16 protein-coding genes are annotated in these 12,406 nt (G+C 62.2%); 10 read left to right on the top strand and 6 right to left on the bottom strand.

Annotated elements, in window-relative coordinates:
• Positions 1-25: 25 nt before the first annotated feature.
• A complete protein-coding gene (locus FZZ88_RS04180) occupies positions 26-2,257 on the top strand; it encodes a nitrate reductase (RefSeq protein ID WP_166016126.1) in 2,232 nt (743 codons plus the stop codon).
• Here FZZ88_RS04180 and FZZ88_RS04175 read toward each other — a convergent pair.
• On the bottom strand, positions 2,238-2,705 hold the full coding sequence (locus FZZ88_RS04175; protein WP_166016123.1) for a nitrate reductase associated protein: 468 nt from the start codon (positions 2,703-2,705) through the stop codon (positions 2,238-2,240). The two genes, FZZ88_RS04180 and FZZ88_RS04175, sit on opposite strands and share 20 nt — an antisense overlap.
• Positions 2,706-2,983: 278 nt before the next feature.
• On the opposite strand from FZZ88_RS04175, the gene FZZ88_RS04170 reads away from it, so the two are divergent.
• The 4 genes from FZZ88_RS04170 to FZZ88_RS04155 are packed head-to-tail and all read left to right on the top strand — an operon-like array spanning position 2,984 to position 5,727.
• A complete protein-coding gene (locus tag FZZ88_RS04170; protein WP_166016121.1) occupies positions 2,984-3,295 on the top strand; it encodes a hypothetical protein in 312 nt (103 codons plus the stop codon).
• A gap of 26 nt (positions 3,296-3,321) precedes the next feature.
• The gene (locus tag FZZ88_RS04165) at positions 3,322-4,020 is read left to right on the top strand and encodes a carbonic anhydrase (protein ID WP_166016119.1); all 699 of its coding nucleotides are present in this window, start codon (positions 3,322-3,324) and stop codon (positions 4,018-4,020) included.
• Positions 4,017-4,493 (top strand): cyclic pyranopterin monophosphate synthase MoaC, encoded by a 477-nt coding sequence (moaC, locus tag FZZ88_RS04160; protein WP_166016118.1) that lies wholly within the window; start codon positions 4,017-4,019, stop codon positions 4,491-4,493. Before FZZ88_RS04165 ends, moaC begins: the two co-directional genes overlap by 4 nt.
• Positions 4,477-5,727: a molybdopterin molybdotransferase MoeA gene (locus tag FZZ88_RS04155; protein WP_166016468.1), complete on the top strand. Its 1,251-nt coding sequence runs from the start codon at positions 4,477-4,479 to the stop codon at positions 5,725-5,727. Before moaC ends, FZZ88_RS04155 begins: the two co-directional genes overlap by 17 nt.
• Here the strand turns inward: FZZ88_RS04155 and FZZ88_RS04150 are convergent.
• On the bottom strand, positions 5,712-6,521 hold the full coding sequence (locus tag FZZ88_RS04150; protein ID WP_166016116.1) for a hypothetical protein: 810 nt from the start codon (positions 6,519-6,521) through the stop codon (positions 5,712-5,714). The two genes, FZZ88_RS04155 and FZZ88_RS04150, sit on opposite strands and share 16 nt — an antisense overlap.
• A 60-nt stretch (positions 6,522-6,581) precedes the next feature.
• Between FZZ88_RS04150 and FZZ88_RS04145 the strand changes: the two genes are divergently transcribed.
• Complete coding sequence (locus FZZ88_RS04145) at positions 6,582-7,445, top strand: NAD-dependent epimerase/dehydratase family protein (RefSeq protein ID WP_166016467.1); 864 nt, start codon at positions 6,582-6,584, stop codon at positions 7,443-7,445.
• On the opposite strand, the gene FZZ88_RS04140 is transcribed toward FZZ88_RS04145, so the two are convergent.
• Together FZZ88_RS04140 and FZZ88_RS04135 are read right to left on the bottom strand one after the other, a co-directional pair.
• Positions 7,409-7,837 (bottom strand): molybdenum cofactor biosynthesis protein MoaE, encoded by a 429-nt coding sequence (locus tag FZZ88_RS04140; RefSeq protein WP_166016114.1) that lies wholly within the window; start codon positions 7,835-7,837, stop codon positions 7,409-7,411. The two genes, FZZ88_RS04145 and FZZ88_RS04140, sit on opposite strands and share 37 nt — an antisense overlap.
• Positions 7,838-7,840: 3 nt before the next feature.
• Positions 7,841-8,077, bottom strand: coding sequence for a MoaD/ThiS family protein (locus FZZ88_RS04135; RefSeq protein WP_166016112.1), 237 nt, complete (start codon positions 8,075-8,077; stop codon positions 7,841-7,843).
• A 45-nt stretch (positions 8,078-8,122) separates the two neighbouring features.
• On the opposite strand from FZZ88_RS04135, the gene moaB reads away from it, so the two are divergent.
• On the top strand, positions 8,123-8,620 hold the full coding sequence (moaB, locus tag FZZ88_RS04130; RefSeq protein ID WP_166016109.1) for a molybdenum cofactor biosynthesis protein B: 498 nt from the start codon (positions 8,123-8,125) through the stop codon (positions 8,618-8,620).
• Positions 8,621-8,631: 11 nt separating this feature from the next.
• On the opposite strand, the gene cobA is transcribed toward moaB, so the two are convergent.
• Together cobA and FZZ88_RS04120 are read right to left on the bottom strand one after the other, a co-directional pair.
• Positions 8,632-9,420 (bottom strand): uroporphyrinogen-III C-methyltransferase, encoded by a 789-nt coding sequence (gene cobA, locus FZZ88_RS04125; protein WP_166016107.1) that lies wholly within the window; start codon positions 9,418-9,420, stop codon positions 8,632-8,634.
• Positions 9,417-10,079: a DNA mismatch repair protein MutS gene (locus FZZ88_RS04120; protein ID WP_166016105.1), complete on the bottom strand. Its 663-nt coding sequence runs from the start codon at positions 10,077-10,079 to the stop codon at positions 9,417-9,419. Before FZZ88_RS04120 ends, cobA begins: the two co-directional genes overlap by 4 nt.
• Before the next feature lie 27 nt (positions 10,080-10,106).
• Here FZZ88_RS04120 and FZZ88_RS04115 point away from each other — a divergent pair, with 27 nt between their 5' ends.
• The 3 genes from FZZ88_RS04115 to FZZ88_RS04105 all read left to right on the top strand — a co-directional run bounded on the left by FZZ88_RS04115 (position 10,107) and on the right by FZZ88_RS04105 (position 12,378).
• Positions 10,107-10,373, top strand: a complete 267-nt coding sequence (locus FZZ88_RS04115; protein WP_136987740.1) for a hypothetical protein — start codon at positions 10,107-10,109, stop codon at positions 10,371-10,373.
• 256 nt (positions 10,374-10,629) lie between these two features.
• Positions 10,630-12,171, top strand: coding sequence for a ferredoxin--nitrite reductase (locus FZZ88_RS04110; protein ID WP_166016103.1), 1,542 nt, complete (start codon positions 10,630-10,632; stop codon positions 12,169-12,171).
• A gap of 27 nt (positions 12,172-12,198) precedes the next feature.
• Positions 12,199-12,378 carry a ferredoxin--nitrite reductase gene (locus FZZ88_RS04105; RefSeq protein ID WP_226423599.1) on the top strand — a complete coding sequence of 60 codons (180 nt, stop codon included), beginning with the start codon at positions 12,199-12,201 and terminating at the stop codon, positions 12,376-12,378.
• Positions 12,379-12,406 lie beyond the last annotated feature (28 nt).

Below are 12,406 nucleotides of genomic sequence, written 5' to 3'. Positions count from 1 at the left end.
GGTTTTGTTCTTTTTAGGTTCCTGCATGGTCAACTCCCCCCGCAGCGTGCGCAGCCAGTGCCCCTACTGCGGCGTGGGCTGTGGCCTGGAGCTGCTCCCACCTGCTGTGAAGGGTCAAGCAGTGAAGCGGGATGGTGAAGGCAATCCAATGTGGACCGCCCGCGGCGACCGCGAGCATCCCTCCAGTCTTGGTCAGGTCTGCATCAAGGGCGCCACGGTTGGCGAAACCCTGGCCCAAGGACGACTGCGCCAACCCCTATTCCGCGAAACGCTCGAGGACGACTTCGCACCGATCAGCTGGGACGAGGCCCTCGACAAAATCACCGGACAGATTCAGGCAAGCGTGACCCAGCGCGGCAATGCCGATGGCATCGCCATGTACGGCTCCGGCCAGTTCCACACCGAGGACTACTACCTGGCCCAGAAACTGCTGAAAGGCGCACTGGGCACCAACAATTTTGATGCCAACTCGCGGCTGTGCATGAGCTCAGCAGTGGCGGGCTACACCCGCAGCCTGGGCTCCGATGGCCCCCCCTGCAGCTACGAAGACCTCGACCACTGCACGGTGGCGTTTCTGATCGGCACCAACACCGCCGAGTGCCACCCGGTGCTGTTCCAGCGCCTGCTGAAGCGAAAACGAAAAAACCCTGGCAGCGTCAAGATCGTGGTGGTGGATCCACGCCGCACCGACACCGCCAAAGCCGCCGACATCCACTTGCCGATTGCACCAGGCAGCGACCTGGCCCTGCTGCACGGCATTGCCCACCTGGTGCTCCGCGAGAACGGCCAGGATCCAGCCTTCATCGACGACCACACCGAGAATTACGACGCCTTTTTTGACGTCGCCGCCCGCTGGACTCCAAGGCGGGTTGCCCTGTTCTGCAACATCCCCGAAAAACGCCTGCGGGAAGTGGCCGCTCTGTTCCACCGGCGCGAAAAGGTGCTCAGCCTCTGGTCAATGGGTGTGAACCAACGCCGGGAAGGAACAGCAGTGGTGCAGGGGTTGATCAATCTGCATCTGCTCACCGGCCAGATCGGCAAGGAAGGAGCAGGCCCGTTTTCCCTCACCGGCCAACCAAATGCCATGGGCGGGCGTGAGGCTGGAGGCTTGGCGCATCTGCTGCCGGGCTACCGCTTGGTGACCAACGCTGACCACCGTGCCGAAGTGGAACAGGCCTGGCGGCTGCCAAAAGGAAGGATCAACGCCAAGCCTGGATTGGCGGCCTGGCAACAGATCGAAGCAATGGAACAGGGCGCGCTGGATCTGTGGTGGGTGGCCGCCACCAACCCCCTGGTCAGCCTCCCGGATCTCGACCGGGTGAAGTCAGCCATGAACAAGTGCCCGCTGGTGGTGGTGAGCGAGGCCTATGCCGACTCTGAAACGTCCCATTACGCCCACCTGCTTTTGCCCGCAGCCCAGTGGAGTGAGAAGGCCGGTGCCATGACCAATTCCGAACGGCGGGTGACCTATTGCCCGGCCTATCGACGCCGCTTCGGCGAAAGCCGGCCCGACTGGGAGGTCTTCGCTGACGTGGGACGCCGCTTGGGCTACACCGAACAATTCAGCTTCGATTCAGCGGCTGAGGTTTACGCCGAATTCACCGAACTGACCCAAGGGCGCCTCTGTGACGTCAGTGGCCTGAGCCATGCGCTGCTTGAACAGGACGGTCCACAGCAGTGGCCGTACCCCCACGGCAGCAGCCCCAGCGCAGCAGGGAAACGCCTCTACGAAGACCATCAGTTCCCCACCCCGAACAAACGCGCCCGCTTCAGCACCGATCAACCGCTCGGGCTGGCGGAACCCCCCTGCGAGACCTACCCCCTGGTGCTGACGGTGGGCCGCTATCTGGGGCAGTGGCACACCATGACCCGCACAGGGAAGGTGGAACGGCTGATGAAACAGCATCCCGAGCCGCTGCTGGAGATTCACCCCGGTGACGCTCAGGATCTAAAACTGCGCAACGGCGCACTGGCAGCGATCAGCTCGCGCCGCGGTCACCTCACCGCGACCGTGAAGGTCACCGATCGCATTCGGCGTGGATCGGTCTTTCTGCCAATGCACTGGGGATTCACCCAGGAGAAGGCCTGCGAGGCCAACACCCTGATGCATGACGAGGCCTGCCCGGTATCGAAGCAGCCGGAACTCAAGGCCTGCGCGGTGATCGTGGCTCCGGCCGTCTCGGTGGTGAAGCCCGTCGAGCAGCAAAAAGGAAAGCTGGAGGCACTGCGCCGGCTACTCACACCAGCACTTCGCTGAAGGCTGCTTCAAGGTTGTGGTGATCGTGCCCCGGCCGGGCCAACTTGCACAACGCAAAGCGATCCAGCTCACTGAGCTGAGCCCATTGCTCCAGGGTCAGCAACACACCTCGCGCCGTGGCCGCCTCCCGTACCGCAGCGGGCAGCTCGGCCAACTGTTGCCAGGGGGCGCCGCTGACCGGTGGAAGATCCTTCGCCATGCCATCGGCCATGGCGCTCGTGCAATCGCGCAGGTGTTGGCGAAGCTGCTCGAGGGCGTCGGCCCCATCCGGCCAATCCACCAGGGTTTGACGTTGATCCCTGGAGAGTTGCAACCAGTGATTGAGCTTTAACTTCACCCCACAGAGATCAAGTTTCCGACGCACACACAGCGGTATGCAGCGCCAGTTGCCGATGAAATCCTGCTCAAAGGCAAAGCAATGGCTGGCGGAATCGCAACGGCTGGACATCAACCAAAGCCTTGATTGGTGTCAATGATGACAACAGAAGACCGCGGAAACAGAGATGTTTACGTTGATACAAATCTTGGCCTGTGCGCTTCGCCCTCTCCCTCGGAATGTTGCTGGGAATGTCCCACGGATGGGTCACGGCTGAAGCTCTCCAGCAACATCCAATGCAGGACTTTGATCCCATAGGAACTGTTAATTCCGCTACACAATTCAGCCCATCCAGTAGTCGTTCACACCAATTCTTTCCATACTGAAGCTCTGTTCTGAGAGTTTCTGCCGTGACCAGCAGCATCTCGTCCACTTCCGGCCGCAGCCCCATCACCCTGGCAGCCGGCTTCCTGGGTGCGTTCATCGTTGGTTCCCTCGCCGTGCAACTGGTGCGCAGCCAGACGGCCTCCGTACAGGCTGGCGCTACTGGCGTCGAGCCGGTGATCGCCGGTCCTGCCGCTCTCTGGGCTCCCTTGGGCGAAGCGGATGTCTCCTCCATAAGCGCGAATGTGAGTGCTCAACCGGCTGCTGCCAGCAAGCCCGCCGTGGAACCCGTGGTCGGCTCCGAGGCCACGCTCTGGGCCCCCTTCGGCGAGCGCTGATCACACGGCCTAAATAAGCTGGCGGCATGGGGATCCAACGCCGTCACTTCCTCCAGCGAACGGGCGGTCTGGCCTTGGCCGCCCTAATACAAACGCGGCCTGTTGATGCTGCCGAAGATGGGTTCTGCGTTCCCGACGATCCACTTCAGGCCCTGATGGCGGGGAACCGCCGTTTTACAGAAGCGTGGCGCCTGGCGCTTCAGGAGAACAGGGCAACGCTGCGGACGACCGATCCTGACCCACGCTGCTTCAATTCCCCCAGAGCTTTGGCCACAAGCCAACGTCCCTGGGCGACTGTGCTCACCTGCTCTGATTCACGGGTGTCACCGAGCTGGGTGTTCGACACCACCCCTGGCGAACTGTTCGTGATCCGCAACGCCGGCAACAGCGCTTTTGACGAAGCGATTGCCTCGGTGGAGTACGGCGTCAGCTTTCTCAAAACGCCGCTGGTGATGGTGATGGGGCACAGCGGCTGCGGAGCTGTCACGGCAGCGATGGACGACAAGCCTTTGACCCCTTCGCTGGAACGGCTGATCCATCCCATCGAGGAGACCATTAGCGGCAGCAGCAATCTGGCGGAGGCCGTCAGACGCAATGCCCTTGCCACAGCATCCACGCTGATCCAACGCAGCTCGGCCTTGGCCGAAGCCAAAAGCAGCGGTGCCCTGAAACTGGTAGTGGGTTATTTCGAACTCACTAACGGTGTTGTGACCTTGATCGAATGACGGAAGACCTAAGTCATCTGAACCAACAAGGCGAAGTTCACATGGTGGACGTGGGGGACCGTCCTGCCAGCAAGCGCGAAGCCCATGCCAGTGGAGCCATTCGTATGGAGCCCACAACCCTGACCCTGATCCAGCGGGGAGAGACACCCAAAGGGGATCTTCTGGCGGTCGCCCGGGTGGCTGCCATCCAGGCCGCAAAACGCACTTGGGAATTGATTCCCCTGTGCCACCCCCTACCGCTCAGTGGCATGGATGTGACGATCGACGCTGACGAATCCCTGCCTGGCCTGGTCGTCCACTGCCGTTGCCGCACAACGGGCCAAACCGGCGTGGAAATGGAAGCAATGACAGCCGTTTCCGTGGGGCTGCTGACCCTTTACGACATGCTCAAGGCGGTCGATCCAGCCATGACGATCGAGGCCATCCAGCTTCATTTCAAAGAAGGGGGGCGAAATGGTGTTTGGAAGCGCTGAGCCGTACGGACGCGAAGGTCTACCCCTGGAGGAGGCACGCCGACGGGTTCTGGCGGCAATCGAGCCGATCACGCTCAGCAGCACGGTGCCCCTCCAGGACGCCCTGGGCCGCGTGAGCGCAGCAGCTGTACTGGCCAGCGCGGCCGTTCCGGGGTTTCCGGCCTCAATCATGGATGGCTACGCCTTGGGGCAAAGCCACCAGCCCAAGCTCGGAGAAATCTGGCAGCTGAAAGGGCGCTCCGCAGCAGGCCAACCCTTCAACGGGACCCTGGCCAACGGCGATGCGATTCGGATCCTCACCGGAGCTCCACTGCCGGACGGTGCCGGCTGGGTGCTGCCCCAGGAGCTCATCACAGTGAACGGCAAAACCCTCCAGCTGGCGAAAGAAGCGTCGGATCGTCCCTGGATTCGCCCGAAGGACGAGGAATGCCGGCCAGGGGACCTGCTGCTGGCCGCTGGACAGCGACTGGGGTCCGCCGATCTCGCACGCCTCGCCGGCTGCGGCATCGCCGAATTGGCCGTTGTGTCGCAACCCCGCATCGGGCTGCTGATCAGCGGGGACGAGCTGGTGCCCCCCGGAACAGCGCGGCACCCCGGTGCCATCTGGGAGAGCAACGGCACGCTTCTGGAGACGATGCTCCAGGCCCTCGGGCAGTCGGTGACCCAGCGACGGGTGGTGGCCGATCAACCCAACGCCCTGCGGCAGGCCCTGCTTGATCTTGCCAACGACTGCGACGTGGTGGTGAGTACCGGCGGCGTCTCCGCCGGCGACACCGACTGGATCCGACCGCTGGTGGCGGAGCTGGGTGCCGTGGACTTCTGGAAACTGTTCCTTCGCCCGGGTCGCCCCTTCGCCTTTGGAAGCATCGGTGAGGGCGTGCCGTTTTTCGGACTACCGGGCAATCCCGTGGCGGCGGCGGTCACCGCCCTGCAACTGCTCTGGCCCGCCCTGCAGGCCCTGGAGGGGCAGATCGAACCGGAACTGTTCCCCCGGGTGATGGTGGAACTCGCCGACCCTTTAAGCCGCCGACCGGGACGGCCGGAACTGGCCCGAGCCCGCCTCGACACCAACGCCGCAGGAGCGCTGCTGGCTCGGGTGGATGGCTCGCAGGCCTCCTCCCGAATCGGCTCCCTGCAACGGGCCGATCTTCTGTTGGAACTACCGGCCGAGGCCGGCTCGTTGCAAAGCGGTACGCGCCTCTGGGCCCAGGTGATCCGTCAGCGAATCTTCTGAACCGTCGCTGGGCGAAAGCATCGGCGCTCCCAGGCCAAGAGCTGGCCCGATGCATCGAAATGGATGCTGACCTGCTGAAACAGCGCAGCACCGAGACGTCCAGCGATTTCCAGGCTGAAAGGCTCCGCTGGAATTTCACTGGGCACCGAGAACACCAAGCCATCGGGCATCACGGCTGAGCAGTCGTTGTGGAGAAATTGGTGCGCATCAAACACCACGGGAGCAGCGTCCTCGGCCTCGGCGTTCACCCCCAGCTGAGGTCGCAGCGTCTGCCGCTCACCGCTCCATCCCTTCACCGAATCCAGCAGAGCCTCGGGTGTCCCGCATGCGGGACGCTCGGGTTCGGGATCGGGGCTCAGACGACAACGAAAGCCCACCGCCCCAACGCGCTGCAAGCGCCAACGGCCGTTCCGCGGTTCCCAGAGCAGCACCAGCATCGAGCGGGAGCGACCGCAAAACAGGTTGATCTCGTGGCCGAAGCGCGGACGATCGGCATCCAAGCCAAGGCTGGACTGGCCCCCCGCCCCGGGAAACTGCCAACAACCGCCACCGGTGTTGTATTTGGCTCGGCTGATGGGATAGGTGGCCTGGCCAGCGGGAGCAAACGCCAGCCCCGACCCATCCCAGACCCCGTGGTCATCATCGGAAAAGGAAATCGCGTATGTGGTGGGGTCAATCCGGCGGAATGGACGCTGTAGGTCCAGCCGATCGGCGCCGTCGCGTTCAAACCAGTGGCCACAGCCCTGCCAGTGGCCGGCGAAATTGCGACGGTTGAGGGTCCATTGATCAGTCATCTCCGTGACGGCATGGAACGGTCGATCTCCTTAGGGTCGCTGCAACAGCCATCCCCCGCCATGGACCTCACGATCGTTGGCTGCGGGTATGTGGGGCTTGCCCTGGCGGAGCGGCTGCAACTGAAACGGCCACAGCTAAGGCTGACGCTGACCACCACCAGCAGCGAACGGCTGGAGCACCTCAGCTCCTTGGCGGATCGGGTGAGGGTGTGCGATGCCACCAACCCTGTCCAATTGCTGGATGCACTGCGGCAGAGCAGCAGCGCCGTGTTCTGCCTCGGTCCCAAGGGAGATCGCCAGGTGGATGCCGACGGCTACCGCCACACCTTCGTCAACAGCTTCCGCTGCCTGAAGTCGCTGTTGCCACAACTCCCCAATCTTCGACAGATTCTCTACACGAGCAGTTGCTCGGTGTATGGCGATGCCCAGGGTGACTGGGTGGATGAGCAAACGCCGCCCGACCCGGGCCGCGGCCATGGCGATGTTCTGCTGGAAAGCGAGCAACTGCTCAACAGCATCGGCGACCGGCGCGTTTGCATCCTGCGCCTCGGAGCGCTGTACGGCCCCGGCCGCGATCTGGATCAACGTTTGAGCGGACTCGCCGGCCTGGAACGCCCCGGCCGCGGAGGCTCTTACAGCAACTGGCTGCATGTGGCGGATGCCGCCGGTGCCCTGGAAGCAGCAGTGGATGGTGAATGGGGCGGCGTGGTGAATGTGGTCAACGACGAACCGATCCTGCTGCGGGATCTCGTGGAGCGAAGCCTGCAACGCCAAGGGCTGGCACCGGTGCACTGGCTTGGACAAGACGATCCGAGTTCAGCGGGCCGACGGATCCGCAACACCCGGCTCAAACAGCTGGGCTACCAACTGCAGCACCCAAGCGTTGATCAGAGCGGCGTATTTGCCGCCAGCCAGGTTCCCTGACCGCTGCACCACTCCCGCTTCCAGAACGGTGCCTGATGCTTGAGTTGCTCCAACAACGCAGCAGAGCAGAGCTGCGCTGCGCCGCGCCGATCCGCCTGGACCGCCACCAGCACAATCGGGTCCCCAGGGGCGAGCCTCCCCACCCGATGCAGCACCAAAATCGGTCCCACCCGGTGCTCCTGCTGCAAACGCTGTGCCATGGCCGTGATCTGACGTTCGCAAAGGCCAGGGAAGTGCTCCAGCTCAAGCGCCTGCAGAGGCCGGCCATCCATGGTGGTGGGACGCACCCGACCAATGAAGATCGCCGCGGCCGCGGCATCCCCACTCCAGATCGCGAGCTGCTGCCAAGGATCAAAGGGATCCGGGCACACCTCCACACAACAACTGCTCATGCTTCAACCCCCCGTGAACGGTGGAAGAAAGGCCAGCTCATCACCGGCCTGCAACCGCTGATTCGCACCGACCAACTCCTGATTGACCGCAATGCTGATGCCCTCGAGCGGGCCAAGATCCAACTGTTTCCAGACCTCACGGGCCGTTGATACCCCTGGCGTGAACGGAAGGGAACGCTCCGCCCAACCGGCACGTTCTCGGAGGGAGGCGAACAACAGCACCTTCAGCACCGCGTCCATGGCAGCTGGAGCGGTTCTAGCGTCCGAAGGCTCCGCCGCTGTGCCATGGGCCTGTCCATCGCCCTGCTCACCATCTCCGACACACGCACCCTGGCGGACGACAGCAGCGGAGATCAGCTGCTGCGCAGCCTTGAAGCCGCCGACCATTGGCTTCACGAGCGCAGACTCTGCCCCGATGATCGCTATCAAATCCGCAGTGAACTGAGCCGCTGGATCGCCGATCCCGCGGTTGATGTGGTGATCACCAGTGGGGGTACCGGTCTGACCGGCCGCGATGGCACCCCCGAAGCCGTGGCACCTCTGCTGGACAAAACAATCGAAGGATTCGGGGAACTGTTTCGAGTGCTCTCCTTCAAGAGCATCGGCACCAGCACCCTGCAAAGCCGCTGCCTTGCCGGCGTGGCCAACGGCACCTTTGTGTTTGTGCTGCCGGGATCTCTGGATGCGGTTACCACGGCTTGGGACCGGCTCATCCGTGCTCAACTCGATACCAACACCCGGCCGTGCAACCTGGCCCAGCTCCGGGCTCGCTTGAAGGAATAGAGCGTGGATTGTCAGAACGGAATCGGCATCGTGACCGCTGCCGGTGTGGGCATGCAGGCCTCAACCTGCTGGTCAATCACCTCACCAACCACAACGATCGAGGGTGACTTGAAGGCTTGCGCTCGGCATTGATCGGCAACGTCAACCAAGGTTGCTTTGAGGCAGCGCTGCCCCGCCACCGTGCCCTGCTGAATCACCGCTACGGGAGTTGTCGAAGCCAAACCACCCGCCATCAGTTCCTCCGCGATCCTGGGCAGATTGTGCAATCCCATGTAAATCACCAAGCCGTCACTGGCAGCGGCCAAGGCACGCCAATCCACAGAGGGACGGCGCTTGTCGATTTCCTCATGACCGGTGACGAAGGTCACCGATGACCCCGCCCGCCTGTGCGTGACGGGAATTCCGGCGTAAGCAGGGGCAGCGATGCCGGCCGTCACGCCCGGGACCACCTGAACAGAGATGTTCCTTTCCGCCAAGTAAGCCGCTTCTTCACCTCCACGACCAAACAGAAAGGGATCACCCCCCTTCAACCGCACCACCGTGCTGTGTTTCTGGGCCATTTCCACGAGCACGGCGTTGGTGCTTGGTTGCGGCACTGAATGATGCCCACGACGCTTGCCGACAAAACAGCGTTCGCAGCCATCAGGGACAAGATCCAGCACTTCCTTGGGCACCAGCGAGTCGTACACCAGGGCATCGCACTCACGAAGCAGCCGATGCGCCTTCAGCGTGAGCAACTCGGGATCGCCAGGACCGGCTCCCACCAGATAAACGGTTCCGGATTGTTCAGCGATGCTCACGGCAGAGAAACAAGCAGATCGATCAAGGCCTGACGGGTGGGGGGATGCTCCAGCAGAGGAGGCAATCCACCAGCTTCGCTTAGCGCCTCCGTCATGCGATTCGGAGCTAGAGCCAACGGGAGTGGCCGGGCGCGGGGATGGCGCTGCTGGAACTCCGGCCAGGCATCGAAGGAAACCAACGGCAACGCCAATCGAGACGACAGCATCGTGAGAAACCGATCCGCCACACCTGGACGGAGAGGATGGTGCACCAGCACGGCATCACGCCGTTCAGGCAGAGGAAGCGCTGACAGCACAGCGTCCCACCAGGAGGTCCATGCACCGAGAAAGGGCAGCAAACGCACACTGGCCCCAACTCCATGAAGCCTGTCCCGAATTGCAGGCACGTCCGTTCGTGCGTGAGCTCCAGGCAGCAACAGCAAAGGAACGATCCAAGCGGGTTGGAGAGGAGCCGAAACGGCCTGTTCAGCTGTCAGCACCTCGAGCTGTACCGGCGCCGATCGCCGCTGAGCCAGAAGAGGCGGCAGGGATGCCAAACAGTCGGGAACAGCACCGCCACTGCGGCCGTGCACCACGAGATGCAGACCACGCCGTCTCCCATCGGAAGCGTCATTCCGTAGCAATGGCCACGGATCGATGACCGTGCCGGCTGATGTCATCGGGTTGTTCTGAACGTTGAGGAAGTCATGGCGCCCCGCCGTAATTTTGATCGTGCTCCATTGGACAGCCGCTCCTACCGCGAGCCTCTGGACGGACGAATCGAGCGATACGACGCCCGGAACGACCGCTACCGCAGGGGATACGACCCCAGGGACGCCCGCTACGACAGAAGACTCGATCGAGCGGCTGGGCCGTCCGAATTGGACCAAGACTTCGCTGCGATGAAGCGCGTTTGGCAAATGCTCCGGGCCGGAGCGGTGCGGATGGTTGGCGAAATTGGACGCCAATACTGAGGCTTAATCAGGTTGCCTTTTACGGCCTCACGGGAACCACCAGATGTAGCCGGAATTACAAATTGGCCAAATCAGAGCCCTGCAATCGATCAACTCCAAAAGTGTTCTCTTTGTTACGGACCAGGGTTCCCATCACGGTGATTATTCAATCAACCCAACGCTCCCTTCGTTTTGAAGCGTTGCCGGTCTTCGGGCCATCTCGATTGATTCGCACCTCGTCTTTGAGCAATCAATCCGCCCACTTTTCAATCGACTTATGACTACTAGCTCTCCCTCCAGGCCTTACCTGGATGGCAAGAAGCTCAACAAGATCGAGCAGAACAAGGCGGCCAAGGATGGCCTGTTGGTCGGTAGCGAGATCGAGAAATTCGCCGCACTAGGCTGGGAGCAGGTGGATGAGACCGACCTTCAACTGCGCTTGAAGTGGTACGGCATGTTTTGGCGTCCGAAAACGCCAGGCAAGTTCATGCTCCGCCTGCGTGTGCCCAATGGAGTACTAACCGCAGATCAACTGCGTGTGGTTGGTTCGATCGTCGAGCGCTACGGCGAAAACGGCAGTTGCGACATCACCACGCGGCAGAACCTGCAGTTGCGTGGTGTGCTGCTGGGCGACCTGCCAGAGATTCTTAAACGACTAACGGAAGCAGGTCTCAGCACGATTCAATCCGGCTTCGACAATCCCCGCAACGTCACTGGCAACCCAATCGCCGGCATCGATCCCAACGAGATCGTCGACACGCGGCCCTACACAACCGAGCTGCAGAACTTCCTCACCAACAACTGCCAAGGGAACCCGGAGTATTCCAACTTGCCCCGCAAGTGGAACACAGCCGTTGCAGGGGCGAAGGACAACTTCCTGCTCCACAACGACATCGTCTTTCACCCCGTGGAACGGGATGGGGTGATGGGTTTTGGTGTGTGGATCGGCGGTGTTCTGTCATCGCAGATGAATGCCTATGCCATTCCTCTGAATGCCTGGGTGAAGCCTGAAGAAATCTGCAAGATGACCGACGCCGTGATCCGGCTCTGGCGCGACAACGGCGAACGGGACAAGCGCCCCAAAGGCCGCTTCCGCCTCTATCTGGATCAGGTGGGCCACGACGTGTTCCGCAGCCAAGTGGAAGAACTCTTCGGTCCGCTGACACCGGATCCTGGCTCCGTGTTCAACACCACGCCCCGCTCCCACTACGGATTCCATCCCCAGAAACAGGAGGGCCTGTCCTACGCCGGTCTGCACGTTCCAGTCGGCCGCCTGACCGCCCAGGATCTTCAGGATTTGGCCACCGCAAGCCTCAATTACGGCAGCGGCGAAGTGCGTCTCACGGAAGATCAGAACGTCATTCTCGTGGGACTGGCCAACGACAAACGGGAAGCCTTGAAGGCCGATGCCCTAGTGCAGCGCTTCCCTCTGGAACCTGGTCACATCTCGGCTGGAACGGTGTCCTGCACCGGCAACACCTACTGCGGCTTTGCCCTAACCAACACCAAAGACCAAGCCCTTGAAGCAGCCAAGGAACTGGATCAGGAGCTCAACCTTCCCGACGAGCTGAAGATCCACTGGACCGGCTGCCCCAACACCTGCGGCCAGGCCTACATGGGTGCCATCGGCCTCACCGGCACGAAGGCAAAAAACAGTGAAGGCGTGATGGGCGAGGGCTACACGATGACCATCGGCGGTTCCCAAGGCGCCAACCCAAGCATCGGCGAAATCCACCGCAAGGCCATCCCCGCCGATGAGATCAAGGCAGCTCTGAAAGAGGTGTTGATCGACAAGTTTGGGGCCACCCCGAAGGCCTGATCGCTGCCGTCGCCGTGACGCTTCCTTTTGAAGTCACGGCTCCAACGCAACGACCACACCCCCCTCACCATCATGGCCAACCGCAACGACGTGTTCTCTCGTTTCGTCAACTGGCTTAGCGCCAGTGGTCGCGACGGAGCCGCCATCAACCGTCAGGGCGGCAGCCCTGATCTGTTCTCCCGCCTGATGAACCGCATCAGCGGCTGACATCAAACCTTCGTCCAACTCTCAATCT

It is taken from the genome of Synechococcus sp. PH41509 (assembly GCF_020514285.1).
GTDB lineage: Bacteria > Cyanobacteriota > Cyanobacteriia > PCC-6307 > Cyanobiaceae > Parasynechococcus.
Note: the sequence above shows the minus strand (reverse complement) of the source record. Positions and strands in the feature narration are given on the sequence as shown.